This is a genomic window from Bradyrhizobium sp. USDA 3262 (assembly GCF_054060035.1).
In genome coordinates, this window is record NZ_JBSSCT010000001.1 from 4,157,792 (window position 1) to 4,173,975 (window position 16,184).

12 protein-coding genes and 1 pseudogene are annotated in these 16,184 nt (G+C 66.0%); 4 read left to right on the forward strand and 9 right to left on the reverse strand.

Annotated elements, in window-relative coordinates; translation table 11 throughout:
* Positions 1–176: 176 nt before the first annotated feature.
* Both ACVWYP_RS19000 and ACVWYP_RS19005 read right to left on the reverse strand, forming a co-directional pair.
* Positions 177–1,283, reverse strand: a complete 1,107-nt coding sequence (locus tag ACVWYP_RS19000; protein WP_304499387.1) for a DUF2336 domain-containing protein — start codon at positions 1,281–1,283, stop codon at positions 177–179.
* 59 nt (positions 1,284–1,342) lie between these two features.
* The gene (locus tag ACVWYP_RS19005; protein ID WP_304499388.1) at positions 1,343–2,491 is read right to left on the reverse strand and encodes a GGDEF domain-containing protein; all 1,149 of its coding nucleotides are present in this window, start codon (positions 2,489–2,491) and stop codon (positions 1,343–1,345) included.
* A gap of 417 nt (positions 2,492–2,908) precedes the next feature.
* Between ACVWYP_RS19005 and ACVWYP_RS19010 the strand changes: the two genes are divergently transcribed.
* From ACVWYP_RS19010 to ACVWYP_RS19025, 4 genes are all read left to right on the forward strand, one after another.
* Positions 2,909–3,478: a sigma-70 family RNA polymerase sigma factor gene (locus ACVWYP_RS19010; protein ID WP_016843228.1), complete on the forward strand. Its 570-nt coding sequence runs from the start codon at positions 2,909–2,911 to the stop codon at positions 3,476–3,478.
* On the forward strand, positions 3,475–4,203 hold the full coding sequence (locus ACVWYP_RS19015; protein WP_304499389.1) for a hypothetical protein: 729 nt from the start codon (positions 3,475–3,477) through the stop codon (positions 4,201–4,203). Before ACVWYP_RS19010 ends, ACVWYP_RS19015 begins: the two co-directional genes overlap by 4 nt.
* Positions 4,204–4,240: 37 nt before the next feature.
* Positions 4,241–5,914 (forward strand): S8 family serine peptidase, encoded by a 1,674-nt coding sequence (locus tag ACVWYP_RS19020; RefSeq protein WP_453946087.1) that lies wholly within the window; start codon positions 4,241–4,243, stop codon positions 5,912–5,914.
* 531 nt (positions 5,915–6,445) lie between these two features.
* The gene (locus tag ACVWYP_RS19025) at positions 6,446–6,940 is read left to right on the forward strand and encodes a TIGR03809 family protein (protein ID WP_028345365.1); all 495 of its coding nucleotides are present in this window, start codon (positions 6,446–6,448) and stop codon (positions 6,938–6,940) included.
* A 98-nt stretch (positions 6,941–7,038) separates the two neighbouring features.
* On the opposite strand, the gene ACVWYP_RS19030 is transcribed toward ACVWYP_RS19025, so the two are convergent.
* The 7 genes and pseudogenes from ACVWYP_RS19030 to ACVWYP_RS19060 form a co-directional block, all read right to left on the reverse strand.
* Positions 7,039–8,412: a TIGR03808 family TAT-translocated repetitive protein gene (locus ACVWYP_RS19030; protein WP_304500250.1), complete on the reverse strand. Its 1,374-nt coding sequence runs from the start codon at positions 8,410–8,412 to the stop codon at positions 7,039–7,041.
* Between the two features lie 504 nt (positions 8,413–8,916).
* Positions 8,917–9,564 (reverse strand): pyroglutamyl-peptidase I, encoded by a 648-nt coding sequence (locus ACVWYP_RS19035; protein WP_304499390.1) that lies wholly within the window; start codon positions 9,562–9,564, stop codon positions 8,917–8,919.
* The gene (meaB, locus tag ACVWYP_RS19040; RefSeq protein WP_304499391.1) at positions 9,561–10,553 is read right to left on the reverse strand and encodes a methylmalonyl Co-A mutase-associated GTPase MeaB; all 993 of its coding nucleotides are present in this window, start codon (positions 10,551–10,553) and stop codon (positions 9,561–9,563) included. The genes ACVWYP_RS19035 and meaB overlap by 4 nt, the downstream gene beginning before the upstream one ends.
* A gap of 77 nt (positions 10,554–10,630) precedes the next feature.
* On the reverse strand, positions 10,631–11,389 hold the full coding sequence (locus ACVWYP_RS19045; protein ID WP_456684129.1) for an RsiV family protein: 759 nt from the start codon (positions 11,387–11,389) through the stop codon (positions 10,631–10,633).
* A gap of 219 nt (positions 11,390–11,608) precedes the next feature.
* A complete protein-coding gene (gene scpA / locus ACVWYP_RS19050) occupies positions 11,609–13,765 on the reverse strand; it encodes a methylmalonyl-CoA mutase (protein ID WP_304499392.1) in 2,157 nt (718 codons plus the stop codon).
* Positions 13,766–13,820: 55 nt separating this feature from the next.
* Positions 13,821–14,291 (reverse strand): GFA family protein, encoded by a 471-nt coding sequence (locus tag ACVWYP_RS19055; protein WP_304499393.1) that lies wholly within the window; start codon positions 14,289–14,291, stop codon positions 13,821–13,823.
* Positions 14,288–16,163 (reverse strand): annotated as a pseudogene (locus ACVWYP_RS19060) (methylmalonyl-CoA mutase family protein). Before ACVWYP_RS19060 ends, ACVWYP_RS19055 begins: the two are co-directional and overlap by 4 nt.
* Between the last annotated feature and the right edge of the window lie 21 nt (positions 16,164–16,184).

Consider the following 16,184-nt stretch of genomic DNA (forward strand, 5'->3'; position numbering starts at 1 on the left):
TGAAAAGGGGAGGTCGCTTTGCTCGTCAGAGCAAAGCGCGTGGGGATCAGCTCTCGTCAAGAGCAGCGTCGCCTGCGGCTGGACCCCCATCCCGACCTTCCCCCTTTCAGGGGGAAGGGGAAGAGAACGTCGTAGCCCGGATTGCGCTGTGCTTCATCCGGGCTACGGCAGAGATACTAGGCCGCGGGCGCGGACTGCTGCATGCGATGGAAGCGCAGCACCTGCTGCGCGGTCGACGGCCGCAGCCGTTCATAGGTGTCCTTGCAGGCCTGCAGATCGGTCGGCTCGCCGCCCGAGATGTCGTCGCGCAGGTTGATGATCGCCCGCACCGTCGACCATGACAGGCCCGAGACCTTGGCGAGGATCATGACGCCCTCGGCGCGGGTTTCGATCATCATGTTCTCGGCGACGCTGACCGAGACGTTGGCGAGCGCGGCGAGCGAGGCATTGGTCTCGTCGAACTTGCCGGCCTCGGCGAAGGCTGCGAGCTGGAATTCGTCGAGCCGGCCGTCCTGGTAGAGCGACTTGACCAGGGCATGCGCGATCGCGGTGTCCGGCGTCACGGCGGCCGGCGCCGAGCGCGCGCGTCGCGTCGCTTCCTTCACCGCGATCGGAATCTCCTTGGCCTGCTGCGGATTGGCGGCCTCGAGCCGCTGCCTGACCGCGTCCGAGGCCTTGGCAACCAGCTTGAGATAGAGATGCCGCGGGATGTTCGGGCGCAGGCCGACGCAGGTCGACAGATTGTCGTCGCCCTCGGCGCGGCTGACCAGGCGGGTGAACCCGCGCTCGGTGAACTCCGCGCCGGGATTGTTGACCGCGCTCTGGATCACCTCGTCATTGCCGCGCAGCACCAGCACGTCGGTGACGGCACCGCTCAGCGTCTTGCGGTTCGAGATCGCGAGCAGATGCGCCTGGCTCTTGCTGCGCCCCGTTTCGATCAGGGTGTCGTCGTCGAGCCGCGGCGACAGCGTCAGCACGGGGCCCGCGACCTCGATCAGGTCGTCGAAGGCAAGGGTGCGGATGGTCTGCGGCGGCGCGGTGTCGATCGGGGCGAGGCGGTTGGCGAGCAGCGCCTTGGCCGAGTTTTCGATGTGCTCGAGCAGGCATTGGAAAACGTCGTCGAACAGCACGATCTGTTCGTTGGAATAGTTCACCGAGCCGTTGATGAAGAGGTCGGTCACGCGGCGCAGCGTCTCGACGCGGCGTGCGACGGTGCCGTGCGCGAGCGTCGTCTGCAGCTCGTCGAGCAGACTTTCGGGGGCGGTCTCGGGCTTCAAACTCATGACTCTGTCCTGGAGCAGTGGCGACGGCTTCTCCGGCGCCGAAGAGGGAATGAAGGATCTCAGGCGCTGGCGATGCGGTTGCGTCCTCTCGCCTTGGCTGCGTAAAGCGCGCCGTCGGCGCGGGCGAGCAACGTATCGGAGTTTTCGCGCGGCTTGAGGGTCGTGACGCCTGCGGAGATCGTCACCCGCATGCCGGGCGAGAATGCGCTCCAGTCGAGATCGGCGATGATCGCGCGCAGCCGCTCGAGCGCGCGCATCGCCTGATCCTGCGACAGGTCGGGCAGCACCAGCAGAAATTCCTCGCCGCCGTAACGGCCGAAGCGATCGACGCTGCGGAGGTTGGCGAACATGCCGATGGCGAAGGTGCGCAGCGCCTCGTCGCCGATCGGATGGCCGTAGACGTCGTTGATGCGCTTGAAATGGTCGAGGTCGATTAGCGCGACCGCGCAGGAGCTGCCGTTGCGGGCGCAGCGCGCGATCTCCTCGTCGAGCGTGCGCATGATGCTGCGGCGATTGGAGGCGCCGGTCAATTCATCGAGCTCGGCGAGCTCCTCGATGCGCCGGTAGGCCTCCTTCAGCTTCAGGCCGCTCTGATACAGCGATTGCTGCATCGAGCTGGAGAAGATGCCGAGACACATGCAGCGCCCGATCGTCAGCGCGAACACCAGCATGGTGGCGAGGCGATCGATCCGCGTCGCGGTCGGCATCCCGATCGCCTTGTCGGTGCCGAGGAACAGTGCGGCGAGGCCCAGCACCATGACGGTCCAGACGATCGCGGTCTGCCGCGCCGAGGTGCGCAGCGCGCCGAAGCCGAACACCACGAACAGATTGCAGAGGAACAGCACGCCGACTTCCGGCGCGATGTAGGTGAACACCAGCAGGTTCACCATGTTGATCGCCGATTGCGGCGCGACCAGATAATGGTCGCGGAAGCGTTCGTGAAAGCCGCGCTCGGAGAGCATCACGTAGACAACGACCAAACAGAGGCCGGTCAGCGCGTAGGCCGCCGCCACCCAAACGGACGTGGTGCCGGCATGCGCGTAGATCAGCAGCACGACGGCATCGAGCACGAAGCAGGCTGCGATCATCGACTGGATCTGGCGGCGCTGCCTGGCCCGGCGCGCCAGGCGCTCGGCCGTGAGCCTGGGACGGCCGCTTTCCGATGCGCCCGCGATCGGGCCGGGAAGTGACGACGCAGCGCTGCCCATGGTCCCGCCATTGGTGAAATTCGGCGAAAATCTACGTGGGAAAGCCTTTAGGTTTGGTATCTTTTGGAACCGAATCTACCCCGGTGTGATCCGGTCATCGCCCTTGTTTCGTAAGGGGAATCCGTTTGCCGAAGCGGGTCCGGAGCGGTGTGCCGGGAGCCTGCGCCGTGGTGGACTTGGTGACGGTGCTGGCTTGCCGATAAAGCCTTGGTATGGTCGCGCCCGATGGTGCCTGCCCGCGAGAGTTCTCACTATTATGATACCGTTTATCGAGTCTCGGCCGATTTTTCCTCATTTGAATCGCCGACTGTGGCATAGATCACACATGCAGTGCGGACATTGCCGTAATGTGAAGAATCTTGGCTCTCGCGTCGAACCACGCACCGCCCCCTTCAGACCAACTTTGCGAGACGGCCATTGAGCGCGACACAGGCGGCTTCAGACGACGTTCTGATCGCTCGGATCGCTCAAGGCGACCGGCTTGCCATGCAGGTGCTGTACGGGCGGCACCATGTCAGGGTGTACCGCTTCGGGCTTCGGCTCGTGCGGGACGAACAGGTGGCGGAAGATCTCATCAGCGAGGTCTTCCTGGACGTGTGGCGTCAGGCGGGCAAGTTTGAGGGACGATCCGCCGTTTCGACCTGGCTTCTGGCGATTACCCGGTTCAAGGCGTTGTCTTCGCTGCGGCGAAGGAAGGACGCCGAATTGGACGATGAGGCCGCGAACGCGATCGAGGACACGTCCGACGATCCGGAAACGGTAGTGCAGAAGAAGGACACCGGTGACACGCTGCGTAGGTGCCTGACGGGACTATCGGCGGAACATCGGGAAATTGTCGATCTTGTCTACTATCACGAGAAATCCGTGGAAGATGTCGCTGAGATCGTGGGGATTCCGGAGAATACCGTGAAGACGCGCCTGTTCTATGCGCGCAAGAAACTTGCCGAGTTGCTGAAGGCAGCCGGTGTCGAGCGAGGTTGGCCATGATGGCTGCGAGAAAAAAGGTGCAAGAGCCTGACGATATCGAGATGCTGCTGCCCTGGCACGCGGCCGGCACGCTGAACGCGCGTGACACGCGCCGCGTCGAGGACGCGCTCGCGAGCGATCCGGAGCTCGCCCGGCAATATGCCGTCATTCGCGAGGAATATGCCGAAACCATCGGCCTCAACGAGAGCCTCGGTGCGCCCTCGGCGCGCGCCATGCATAAGCTGTTCGCCGCGATCGATGCCGAGCCGGAGCACAAGCCGTCGATGGGGGCACGCATGTCGGCCTCCGTCTCGGAGTTCTTTTCGAAATTATCGCCGCGGACGCTGGCCTGGTCGTCCGGCCTCGGCGCGGTCGTGGTGTTGTTGCAGGCGGGCTTGATCGGCACGGTGCTGATGCGCAGCCAGCCGGCCTTGTTCGAGACCGCCTCGCTTGATGCGGTCGAACAACGCAGCGCGCCGAGCGCCGTTGCACCCAGTGCGCCGATCACCCGCGACCTCGGTGCCAGCGTGGCGGCGACGCCGACCCGGCTATTGGTGCGCTTCACGCCCGATGCCAGGATCGCCGACATCACGTCGCTGCTCGACAATTACCAGGCCTCGATCCTCGACGGGAAGGGCGGGATGTTCCGGTTGCAGTTCCGCGCAATGGACAAGGGCAGCGTCGCCGCGCTGATTGCGCGTTTGCAGAAGGAGAAGATCGTCAGCCTCGCGGTCGAAACGCCGTAATCGGCGGCTGACGGTTCTGCGCCGAGTTGAGGTCACCATGGCCGCCAACGGCCGGACCAGATCGACGAACCACGCGATCGCCGCGGCCGCAGCATTGTTGCTGGTTTGTGTTGCCGGCTCCGCCTCCGCCCAGAATTTCATGCGATCGCCGACCGGTAGCGCGCCACAGGTCTCGCTTGGGCAGCGGGCCAATCCCGCTATGGGCCGTGTTGGTGGCAATCCCGTCGGCGGGTTCGGCGGCACGGTTGGCCGCATGCCGCCGTCGGTGGACCGCGGCCCGGCCACGTCGTGGACCGACGATGGGCCACGATCGCGCGTGTCGCCGCCCCCTGTGCGCCCCGCGCCGCGTTTCTCCGCCAATTGCGATGACGGCGATCGCGGCCAATGCTCCGACCGCACGGCCGCCGGCAAGGGCGCAGCGCGGAAGGGCAGCGCCGGTGGTGGCGGCCGTTTGCGTACGCAGGATGCGTCGAGCAGGCGAACCGTGCCGAATGAACTCGTGGCCGAAATCGACGGCGCCTTGACGGAGGCGGAGGCCGATGCGCTCGCGCGCCGCCATGGGTTGAGGCGGATCGCCTCGCAGAATGTCGCGCTGCTGGGTGCGACGATCGGCCTGTTCCGCATCTTGGGCAATCGTTCGGCCGAAACGGCGAGCCGCGAGCTCGCAGGCGATGCCGGCGTCCGCTTCGTGCAGCCGAACTACCGTTACGCGCTGCAGGACCAGAAGGCGTCGGGCGGCAGCGATCCGGCGCAATATGCCCAGACACAGCTCCATCTGCCCGCGGCCCACAAACTGGCGCGCGGAATGAATGTCACCATTGCCGTCATCGACTCCGGTGTCGATGCCGCCCATCCGGAGCTGGCGAACACGATCGCGGATACGTTCGATGCGCTCGGCAGCAAGGATGGCCCGCAAGCCCACGGCACCGCCATTGCCGGCGCGATTGCGGCGCGCGTCAGGCTGACGGGGAGCGCGCCGGAAGTGCGGATTCTCGCGATCCGCGCCTTCGGTGCGGTCGCGGGCGGCGCCGGGAGCACCTCCTATGTGATCCTCAGGAGTCTCGACTACGCGGTGGCGCATGGCGCGCAGATCGTGAATATGAGCTTTGCCGGACCGCAGGATGCACTTGTCGGACGCGCCGTGGCCGCCGCCGCGGCGAAGGACGTCGTGTTGGTCGCCGCAGCCGGCAATGCCGGCGCGACATCGCCACCACTGTACCCGGCTGCCAATCCCGGTGTGATCGCGGTGAGTGGCACCGATGCCGGCGACCGGCTGATGGCGGCCTCAAACCGCGGCAGCCATATCGCGTTGGCGGCCCCGGGCGCCGACCTCCTCGTGCCGGTGCCTGACCGCAAGTACCAGCTGATGTCGGGCACCTCGTTTTCGGCCGCGTTCGTCAGCGGCATCGCGGCCTTGGTGCTGGAACGGAATCCGGTGTTGAAGCCCGCCGAGGTGCGACGGATCCTGACCAGCACGGCGCGCGATCTCGGGACGCCTGGACGTGACGATCTGTTCGGCGCCGGCGAGGCGGATGCGCTTGCCGCGGTGATGGCGGCGACCAGCGCTCCGGTCGCCTCTGCCGCGGACAAACCGTCGCAGCCTGCAGAGCAGGCCGACGGCAATAACACTTCCGTGAGCCGCACGTCGAATGAACCTGCGCCGTCGATCGCATCGGAGGATTCCGCAGCAAATCGTCGTGCTGCGCAGTGATTTTCGACGCCGAACGCCGGCAACGGTGCGATGGAACCGCGGCGCGAGAAGGTTAAAAAAATCGCCGGCGATTTGAACGTCCGCCTTCCTCTCACGACTTATGTGTGTGGGAGCGGTTTATCCCTCCCCGGCTATATCAGGCGCGAGCGCCCATCCACCCCAAGCGCCCATATGGCTTTGACCCGTCCGGTTGTCCCCCCGGACGGGTCTTTCATTTTGGGGGCACCCTTGCATGACGGGCTTGATCGTGCGCGGCGGGATAGCGATGCGCGCGATGGCGGCGACGGTTTGCTGTGGATCATTCCGCTGTGCGTTGCCCGGCAGCGGTGCGCTTCGCCCACCATGGCAGTCGATGACTTGACGGCAGTTCGAGCGAGAAACTCCGTAGTCGAGCGGACTTCTTCGATCGCCGATTCGCGATTAAGAATTTAGTTAGACTTTATTTACCTTTTCCACAGAATATCGGCGTCACGTCCAGTTGATTCGGTTCGGTTGCGTCTGCGTCCGTTTCTTTTCCTGCGGGCAACTTGAATGACACATCGGACCGACGTGGCCAGAGGCCAGGAGATCGTTGCACGCTGGTGCAACCTCGCCGAGCAAAGGCTGGAGCACCTTACCGAACTGTTCGATACCGGGCGCTGGCGGCGCTATCACAGCGAGCAGGCCTTTCTCGAGAACATCAGGGAAGCCCGCGCTGCGGTCGACATTTGGCGCGAATTGCTGTCGCGCGAAGCCTCGCTCGACAATTCGCCGATCGATCTGTCCTGGCTCGGCCGCGGCAGGTCGAAACTGCCGCCGCGCGATATCTCGCCAGTGCCGGAGCGGCGGTCGGAGGCCGCGACATTGGCGGAGGCCGCCATGACCGCGGTCGCGGCCGCGCTGGAGACGGCAACGGAAGTGCTGGAGCAGCCGCTCACCGTGGCCGACGCGCCGCCGCTGGAGATGCCCCCTCCGGCGGTGCGGCCGCCGGTGCTCGATCTCGACACCATCCAGCGGCGCTATCCGCTGCTGCGCAACGCGCTGTAGGCGACCGCTCTCGCTTATTTTTTGAGCATGATCTCCGTGCAAACGCGTTCCGCGTTTGTCGCGAGGGAAAACCGCTTCGCGCTTTTCCGGATCACGCGCTAGCGCCGCACCGCGTTCGCGCCGACCACAAGCTGCGCATATTGCTGGGCGCCGCCGGCCGACAGATCCGGCGTGATCGGGCGGGCGTGGTCGAGCCCGACTACGGCGCCGCCGGGAGTTTCCGAGATCATGTTGTTGTTGATCAGCGCGGTGCCGGCGCCCGGCACCACCGAGACGCCGATGCCGACGAAGGCATTGCGGACCACGTTGCCTGATATCGCGACGTCGCGCAGGTACTTGCCCCAGCCGGCGACGATGCCGAAGGTCGGCGCGTTCTCGATCACATTGCCGGTCACGGTGCTGTCGGCCTCGACATAGATGCCGATGCCGGCGCCGTCGTTCGGGTCGGTGCCTGCAGGGCGCTTCGGCAGCAGGTTGCGGATGATGTTGCCCTGGACCACCGCGATGCGGCCGCCCTCGTTGAAATTGCACACGGAGACGCCGATCGCGGCGCCGTCGACGGTGTTGTTGGCGATCACCGCGGCCTCGAACGAGAATTCCGAGTAGAGCGCAACCTCGCGGACGTTGCTGACGCTGTTGTCGGTGATGTGGATGTTGGAGGCCGAATTGCCGCGCACCGCCGAGAAGTCGCAGTTCTTGATGCGGTTGCCGCGCACGATCACGTTGCCGGCGCGGAAGGCGTTGATGGCGTTGCCGTACTGCCCGGAGCCGCCGGGGCCGGCCTTGATGTCCTCGATGCGGTTGTCGGCAACGATCGAGCCGTCGTCGCCGATCGCGGTGCGCAGGATCTCGATGCCGTTGTCGTTGGTGCCCTTGATGGTGTTGCGCGACACCATCAGGCCGATCGCGTCGAACGACACCAGCGCCGTGGTCGCGATGTCGGTGAAGACATTGTTGCTGACGTCGCCCGACATCTGCTCGAACCAGATGCCGTTGCCGCCGCTGCCGGTGAAGCGGCAATCGGTGATGCGGATGTCGCGGCCGGACAGGCAATGCACGAGGCCGCGCCGGTTCGGCAGCGGGACATTGCCGCCGTCGAAGGTGAGGCCCATCAGGACGACGCCGCCGGCGCCTTCGCCTTCCAGCAGCGAGGCGCCGCCGTTGAACACCAGACGGCTGGCGCCGCGGACGCCGATCAGCTGGCTGCCGGGCGCAAGCCGCAACAGGCCGGTGCGGTAGACGCCGGGCGGGAAGGCGAGCGGCACCTGCGCCCGCGCGGCGTCGTCGATCGCGCGCTGCAGATTGCGGGTCTGGTCGTCGGGGCTGCCGGGGCGCACGCCATATTGCGTGACGTCGCGGCCGAGCGAGCCGGTCGACGGCGCGGCGGCACGCGCAGCGTCAGGCGACATCGCAAGCACGCCGGCTGCGCCGGCGGCGGTTGCTCCGATCAGATGGCGGCGGTTGACGTCCATGGGCATGGCCCTCGCAACATTCGCGAGCGGTGACGTTCGCGGGTCGAGTGGTAGCGCGAAACGCGGCGCGGCATGGTGAACATGCCGACGCAGCGGGGCGATTGTTGGCGGTAGGGTTAATCGCGGGTGCAACCGATTCACGTTGTCAAACAGTCGTTCCTCGATGTCGTCACCAGCGCATTCGCGGGCCTGACACCGGGGAGTATGCGGGCCCACTGCTGCTTCCCAGGCGTCGTCCCGGCCTAGTGCGCAATTGCGCACGGGGGCCGGGACCCATACGCCGCGCTTGTGTTGTGAACGGGACTCGTCATTGCAGCGACGCTCAACAATGATCTTGCGTGGTTATGGGTCCCGCCCTTCGCCGTGACGACACTGAATGGCCGTCGCAGACGTCGTCATTCGATCCAATTTTAGCATTTGCTGGGGTCTACGGTTGAGCTTGCGTACGCGTGAGTTGGAGGATGCCAACTAGGGGCGTGTACTTGCACCGCCCAATCCGCGCGCTCACGCGCGCGAGGCCTGCCGGGTCAGTTTCACCAGCTCCATCAGCATCGCTTCGCCGGCATCGACGAGCGCTTCCAGCGTGATGGATGATTTGTCGGGCGCAGCCGTTCCGTCATGGGCGAGCGGCGGAACGTGGATGAACTGCGCGAGGCGCAGATCATTGTCGCGGTTCACGGCCTCGATCGCCCGCCAGCTCAGGTAGTTGCAGAGATAGCTGCCGGCGTCGCGCGAGGCTCGCGCATCGATCCCGGTCGCCAGCGCGGCGCGCAGCAGTTTTTCAGTATGAGGTCCGAACACCTGCGCGTCGGCGCCGCCCTCGATCGATCCCTTGCGCGCATGCTGGCGGCCGGCATTGGGGAAGCGCGTGGTCACCGCGTTGCGGGCGCGGCTTTCGATCCGCAGATAGTCGGTGCGGCCGGCGAGGCCGAACATCAAGAGCGCCTGCGGCCGGTGTTTTGCGATCAGCTCCGGCAATTCGCGATCGACGGCGGCGTAGGTGACGTCGAAGATGTGGCTCGACAGCGCGATGTCGTCGAAGGCCGGGCGGCGCAGGGCGGTCAGCCGCTTCACCAATGGCATGGTCGGGTTGAACGGCGCACCCGGAAACGGCCCGAAGCCGGTGACAAGGATGCGCAGCCTGCCGCTCAATGCAGCATCTCCGCGATCTGTTCGGCGGCGACCGCGGGCGAGATGCGACCGCCGGCGACCTCGACCTCCATCTTCTTCACCCTGGCGCGGATCGCGGCATCCGAGCGCAGCCGCGCCATCATCCGGCTCTCCAGCATCGACCACATCCACTTCACCTGCTGCTCCCTGCGGCGGCCGGCGAACTCGCCCGAAGCGTTCATCGCGGTACGGTGGTCGAGGATCTTCTGCCAGAGCCGGTCGAGCCCGGCGCCGGTCAGCGCCGAATAGGTCTCCACCGGCGGATGCCAGTGCTCGGACCGCGGCGCCAGGATGTGCAGCGCGCTGCGATAGTCGGCGGCGGCGAGGTTGGCGCGCTTGAGGTTGTCGCCGTCGGCCTTGTTGATCGCGATCATGTCGGCGAGCTCGACAAGGCCCTTCTTGATGCCCTGCAATTCATCTCCGGCGCCCGGCAGCATCAGCGCCAGGAAGAAGTCGGTCATGTCGCAGACCGCGGTCTCGGACTGGCCGATGCCGACGGTCTCGACCAGCACCACATCGAAGCCGGCGGCCTCGCACAGCAGCATCGCCTCGCGGGTCTTCGCCGCGACGCCGCCGAGCGTGCCCGAGGAAGGCGAGGGTCGGATGAAGGCCTGGTCGGAGATGGCGAGCCGCGCCATCCGGGTCTTGTCGCCGAGGATCGAGCCGCCGGTGCGCGCCGAGGACGGATCGACCGCCAGCACCGCGACCTTGTGGCCGCGCTCGATCAGGAACATGCCGAGCGCATCGATCGTGGTCGACTTGCCGACCCCGGGCGAGCCGGTGATGCCGACCCGCACCGCCTTGCCGGTGTCGGGCAATAGCGCCTGCACCAGCTCGCGCGCCGCCGCCTGGTGATCGCCGCGCCGGCTCTCGACCAGCGTGATCGCCCGCGCCAGCGCGGCGCGGTGGCCGGCACGGAGGTCCTTGGCGAGGGCGCTGATGTCGGGAGCGGCAGGCTTCGATGCGGTCATGGTCTTGCTTTACAACGGCTGGCCATGGCAGGCGAGGGGAACGCGGATCGCCACTGTCGCGGCTTGTTGATGACGCCCTATTGCTGATCGTCCGCGTCGCCCTTCGGCCGCGCGCCGGCGAAGATTTTTGCGCCTTCCGGCGTCAGATACGGCTTCAGCGTCTCCCACGGCACGAAGGCGACATACTGGCCTTCGGCGTAGGGGCCGACGGCATAGGGCGGGTAGTGGAAGGCGAGGCCGGAGCTCTTGCCTGACACGGTCGACGGCGCCAGCGTCACGGCGCCGATCTTGAGCAGGGTGGGCTTCAACTCCTTGTACCATTCGGCGGTCGCCGTCTCGCCGGCGCCGCGCCGCTTCTTCTCGGCATTCAGCGCGGCGATGACGGCCTTGCGCATCGCCGTTAGGGTCGGGCCGTCATCCATTGTCTCGGTGAAGAAGGGGCGGATGCTGATGCGCTTCTTCGCTGTCGTATCCCACAGGATGGTGTTGACGTCGGTGTTCGGATGCGCACCGTGGGTGTCCATGTAATCGTCGCGCAGCACGCTCACATAGCGAGCGTCGACGACGGAACGCTCGGAGTATTTGCGTTCGAAGGAGTAGCCGCCGCGGTCCCTGAAGAGCTCAGGCTCATCCTTCCGGGCTGATGCCGCCTCGGCGGCATTCCTGTCGATCCATTTCCTGCCCTCGCCGAGGCAATCGGCCGCCAGCGCGCTATCTGCCTTGATCTTGTCGTCGAGATAGACGTTGGCTTCAATGCTCGTGTTCTTGATCGCGGCGTCGGGTTTTCGGATCGGCAGCGCGCGCGGGAAGGCAGAGGCAAGCGAGCACGCCGGCAAGACCCATGATGCGGACAGGCGTTATCGAGCGAGCGGCGCGCATGGAAAACTCCTTCAGAGGGCAGGGCAATCGCGTATATCGCTGGCGAGGCCACCAATTCCGCGTCGTCATGGCCAGGCTTGACCCGGCCATCCACGCTTTCTTCAGATAGAACCAAAGACGTGGATGCCCGGGACAAGCCCGGGCATGACGAGCCTTGTGACGGGGATGCGGCAGCGCTACTCCGCCGCCGCGCTATGGCCGAGCCGGGCGTTGAGCTTGTGGATCAGCTCCTCGGCGGCATCCGAGATCACGGTGCCCGGCGGGAAGATCGCCTCGGCGCCGGCCGCATACAGCGCGTCGTAGTCCTGCGGCGGCACCACGCCTCCGATGATGATCATGATGTCGTCGCGGCCGTGCTTCTTCAGCGCCGCCTTCAATTCCGGCACCGCAGTGAGATGCGCCGCGGCAAGCGAGGAGACGCCGAGAATGTGGACGTCGTTCTCGACCGCTTGCCGCGCTGCTTCGTCAGCCGTTGCGAATAGCGGTCCGATATCGACGTCGAAGCCGACATCGGCGAACGCCGATGCGATCACCTTCTGGCCGCGGTCATGGCCGTCCTGGCCGATCTTGGCGACCAGGATGCGCGGGCGGCGGCCTTCGGCCTCCTCGAACGCATCGATCAGCGCCTGCACCTTTTCGACCTTGTTGGACATCGCCGCTGCCTCTCGCTTGTAGACGCCGGTGATGGACTTGATCTCGGCACGGTGACGGCCGAACACCTTTTCCATCGCGTCCGAAATTTCACCGACGGTGGCTTTGGCGCGCGCGGCGTCGATCGCGAGCGCCAGCAGATTGCCATTGCCTTCGCCCGCCGAGCGGGTGAGCGCGGCCAGCGCCGCATCGACGTCCTTCTGGTTGCGCTCCTTCTTGAGTCGCGCCAGCTTGTCGATCTGCAGCCGCCGCACGGTGGAGTTCTCCACCTTCAATACGTCGATCGGCTTCTCGTTGTCCGGCTTGAACTTGTTGACGCCGATCACCGCCTGGCGGCCGGCATCGATCCGCGCCTGGGTCTTGGCGGAGGCTTCCTCGATCCGCAGCTTCGGCACGCCGGCCTCGATCGCCTTGGCCATGCCGCCGAGCGCTTCGACCTCCTGAATGTGGCCCCAGGCCTTTTCGGCGAGGTCGCGGGTCAGCCGCTCGACATAATAGGAGCCGCCCCAGGGATCGATGATGCGGTTGGTGCCGCTCTCCTGCTGCAGGAACAATTGGGTGTTGCGGGCGATGCGCGCGGAGAAATCGGTCGGCAGCGCCAGGGCCTCGTCGAGCGCGTTGGTGTGCAGCGACTGGGTGTGGCCTTGCGTTGCCGCCATCGCCTCGATCGTGGTGCGCATCACGTTGTTGAACACGTCCTGCGCGGTCAGCGACCAGCCCGAGGTCTGGCAATGCGTGCGCAAGCTAAGTGAGCGCGGATCCTTCGGGTTGAACTGCTTGAGCAGCTTGGCCCAGAGCAGCCGCGCGGCGCGCATCTTGGCGACTTCCATGAAGAAGTTCATGCCGATCGCCCAGAAGAAGGAAAGGCGGGGGGCAAAACGATCGACGTCGAGGCCCGCGGCAAGTCCGGCGCGCAGATATTCGACGCCGTCGGCGAGCGTATAGGCGAGCTCGAGGTCCTGCGTCGCGCCGGCTTCCTGCATGTGGTAGCCGGAAATGGAAATGGAGTTGTATTTCGGCATCCGCTGCGAGGTGTAGGCGAAGATGTCGGAGATGATCCGCATCGAGGGCGCCGGCGGATAGATGTAGGTGTTGCGCACCATGAACTCTTTCAGAATGTCGTTCTGAATGGTGCCCGACAGTTTCTCCGGCGGCACGCCCTGTTCCTCGGCGGCCGCAACGAACAGCGCGAGGATCGGCAGCACCGCGCCGTTCATGGTCATCGACACGCTCATCTGGTCGAGCGGGATGCCGGCGAACAGCGTGCGCATGTCGTAGATGGAATCGATCGCGACGCCGGCCATGCCGACGTCGCCGGAGACTCGCGGATGATCCGAGTCGTAGCCGCGGTGGGTGGCGAGGTCGAATGCGACCGACAGGCCCTTCTGCCCAGCGGCAAGGTTGCGGCGATAGAACGCGTTGGAATCCTCCGCCGTGGAGAAGCCGGCATATTGCCGGATCGTCCAGGGCTGGTTGACATACATGGTCGGGTAGGGGCCGCGCAGATAGGGCGCGATGCCCGGCCAGGTCTCGAGGAAGTCGATGCCTTCGAGATCGGCCTCGCCGTAGACGGATTTGACCGGGATGCCCTCGGGCGTCAGCCACGGCTCGGCGCTCGCAGCCGGGGCCGTGGTGGCAACGGGCTGGAAGGCGACATCGGCGAAATTGGGAATGCGCGTCATTCCTGGGCTTCCTCAAACTGGCGATTGCGTTCGATCAATCGCTGTAGCTTCTGACTCAATCATGATCCGGATGCTGACGGCTGACGATCGTCGCCATCTTGTCCGGCCCGTAATTCTGCATCGTGGTCTGGCTCGGCAGGTTGGCAATGCCGACCACCCAGCCGTGGCGGGACTCGGTCCCGAATTGCTGCGTCGGTATCACCCGGTCGGGCCGGTCGAATGAGCCCGTCATGATCTCGATCCGCGGCCCGTCGATACGGCGGAAGCTCAGGGGCGTTCCGCAGGCCGCGCAGAAGTCGCGCTCGGCGATCGAGGAGGACCTGAACGCGGCGGGCTTGCCGCGGGTCCATTTGAAGTCGTTGCGATCGATGTCGGCGAAGGAGGCAAATGGCGCGCCGGACGCCTTCTGGCACATCCGGCAGTGGCAGATGCTGATCCGGGTCGGTGCCGCCGAGACGGCAAATCGGACGGCGCCGCATTGGCAGCCGCCGGTCAGAACGGGTGTCGATGGTGCCTCTGCGCTCATGTCTGCTCCATCCGCCGATAGGCCTCGCGCAATGTCGCCAGCGCATCACCGCCGGCGAAGACGAACTCGCCGATGCCGGCCGCCCGCAGCGCCGCTTCCTGGTCGGCGGGCCGCCCTGCCAGATAGATATGCCTTGCTCCGGCGCCTTGAAGGGCCCTGGCGGCCCCGGCGGCGCTGACGGCATAGATCTTATCCGAGGAACAAATGCACGCCATCGTGGCGCCGGAGGCCTTGAAGGCTGCGGCCAGCGCCGCCGCGTCGGCAAAGCCTTCGCTGTCGATGGCCTCGATCCCGCCGGTTTCGAAGAAGCTCTTGGCAAAGGTCGCGCGAGCCGTGAAGTCCGCGGCGGTGCCGAGATTGGCCAGGAAGATCTTCGGCCGTGCGCCATGCGCCTTGAGCGCGGCATCCGACCTGTCGCGCAGCGCCTCGAACGGCTCGGCGAGCCGCATCGGTGCGAGGGCATCGAACTTCACCTTGGCGTCGGCGGGGGACGCCGGCGCTGATGGTTTCACATCCAGCACCGCGGGGGCGGCCTCGCGCAGATCCGGGAATTCGCTGGCGCCGGTCAGCACGTCGCGGCGCTTCGCCACATTGGTCTCGCGCAGCAATCGCGTCGCCGCAACCTTGTTTTGCAGCAGGCCTTGCTCGAGTGCGGCGAAGACGCCGCCGGCCTTCTCGATCTCCTGGAACAGCGTCCACGCCGCTTCGCAGAGTTGCGAGGTCAGCGTCTCGATGCCGCCGGCGCCGGCCGCGGGATCGGAGACCTTTGCCAGGTTGGACTCATCGAGCAGCACGAGTTGGGTGTTGCGCGCCACGCGCCGGGCGAAGTCGTCAGGCAGGCCGAGCGCCAGCGTGTGCGGCAGCACCGTGATCGCGTTCGCGCCGCCGAGCCCGGCCGCAAAGGTTGCGATCGTCGCGCGCAGCATGTTCACATTGGGATCGCGCTGGGTCAGCATGCGCCAGGCGGTCTGCGCGTTGACGAAGATCGGCTTCGGCGCGAGGCCGCAGGCCTGCTCGACCCGTGCCCAGAGCAGCCGCAACGCGCGGGAATTTCGCCATGGTCAGGAACTGGTCGGCATCGGCGCTGAGGCGGAACGAGATGCCCGCACGCGCCGCATCGAGATCGATGCCGGCGCCTTCCAGCATGCGCAGATAGGCGAGGCCCAGCGCGAGCGTGAAACCGAGTTCCTGCACCTCGGAGCCGCCGGCATCATGGACCGGCCGGCCGTCGGCCAGCACGAACGGCCCCTTGAAGCCGCGCTTGATCAGGCCATTGACGACCTGGCCGAACGACTTTTCGTAGTTGGGCCAGGCGATGGCCGCAGCACCGCGCACGGCCATGGTGCTGAGCGCCTGGTAATTGAAATGCAGGTCGAGCTTGGCCGGGTCGAGCTTGCGGGCCTCGACCATGTCGGCAAAGGTCTCGCCGGCGTTCTCGCGTCCGATCACCGGGTTGAGCGCGATCATGATGCCGGCATCGAGATGGACGCCGCCGCAGGCGCGCGCCAGCGTCTTCTTGCTGGCATCGGCAAGGCCGAAGCCGCGCGCACCGGGACCGCCGGCGAACTCGAATTCGAGGCCGGTCGCGCCGTTCTCGAGATCCTGCAGCGCTTGCGCATTGGCCTGTGCGGCATCGGGGTGATCGACCCGCTGCAGGATCTGCCAGGGCGCAGCCGCGGCGCGGCCGGCAAGCGGGCTTGAGTTGGTGGCGCGGCGGTAGATCGGATCGATCTTCAGGCCGTCATAGGTCTTGCCGACCAGCTTCTCGAACGGGGCGCCTTTCAGCACGCCGTCGACCAGCTTGCGCCAGTCGTCATAGGTCGCAGGTCGAAAATCCGAAGCCAGAGCCAAATCGTCAGTCGAGGTCGTCATCCGCCCAAATCGTCCTTCACC

What these genes read in the sequence shown, in the direction of transcription:
- ACVWYP_RS19020 (WP_453946087.1), top strand. Translation starts at nt 4,241, where the DNA reads ATGGCCGCCAACGGCCGGACCAGATCGACGAACCACGCGATCGCCGCG.
- ACVWYP_RS19005 (WP_304499388.1), bottom strand. Translation starts at nt 2,491, where the DNA reads ATGGGCAGCGCTGCGTCGTCACTTCCCGGCCCGATCGCGGGCGCATCG.
- meaB (WP_304499391.1), bottom strand. Translation starts at nt 10,553, where the DNA reads ATGACCGCATCGAAGCCTGCCGCTCCCGACATCAGCGCCCTCGCCAAG.
- ACVWYP_RS19055 (WP_304499393.1), bottom strand. Translation starts at nt 14,291, where the DNA reads ATGAGCGCAGAGGCACCATCGACACCCGTTCTGACCGGCGGCTGCCAA.
- ACVWYP_RS19030 (WP_304500250.1), bottom strand. Translation starts at nt 8,412, where the DNA reads ATGGACGTCAACCGCCGCCATCTGATCGGAGCAACCGCCGCCGGCGCA.
- ACVWYP_RS19015 (WP_304499389.1), top strand. Translation starts at nt 3,475, where the DNA reads ATGATGGCTGCGAGAAAAAAGGTGCAAGAGCCTGACGATATCGAGATG.
- scpA (WP_304499392.1), bottom strand. Translation starts at nt 13,765, where the DNA reads ATGACGCGCATTCCCAATTTCGCCGATGTCGCCTTCCAGCCCGTTGCC.
- ACVWYP_RS19025 (WP_028345365.1), top strand. Translation starts at nt 6,446, where the DNA reads ATGACACATCGGACCGACGTGGCCAGAGGCCAGGAGATCGTTGCACGC.
- ACVWYP_RS19000 (WP_304499387.1), bottom strand. Translation starts at nt 1,283, where the DNA reads ATGAGTTTGAAGCCCGAGACCGCCCCCGAAAGTCTGCTCGACGAGCTG.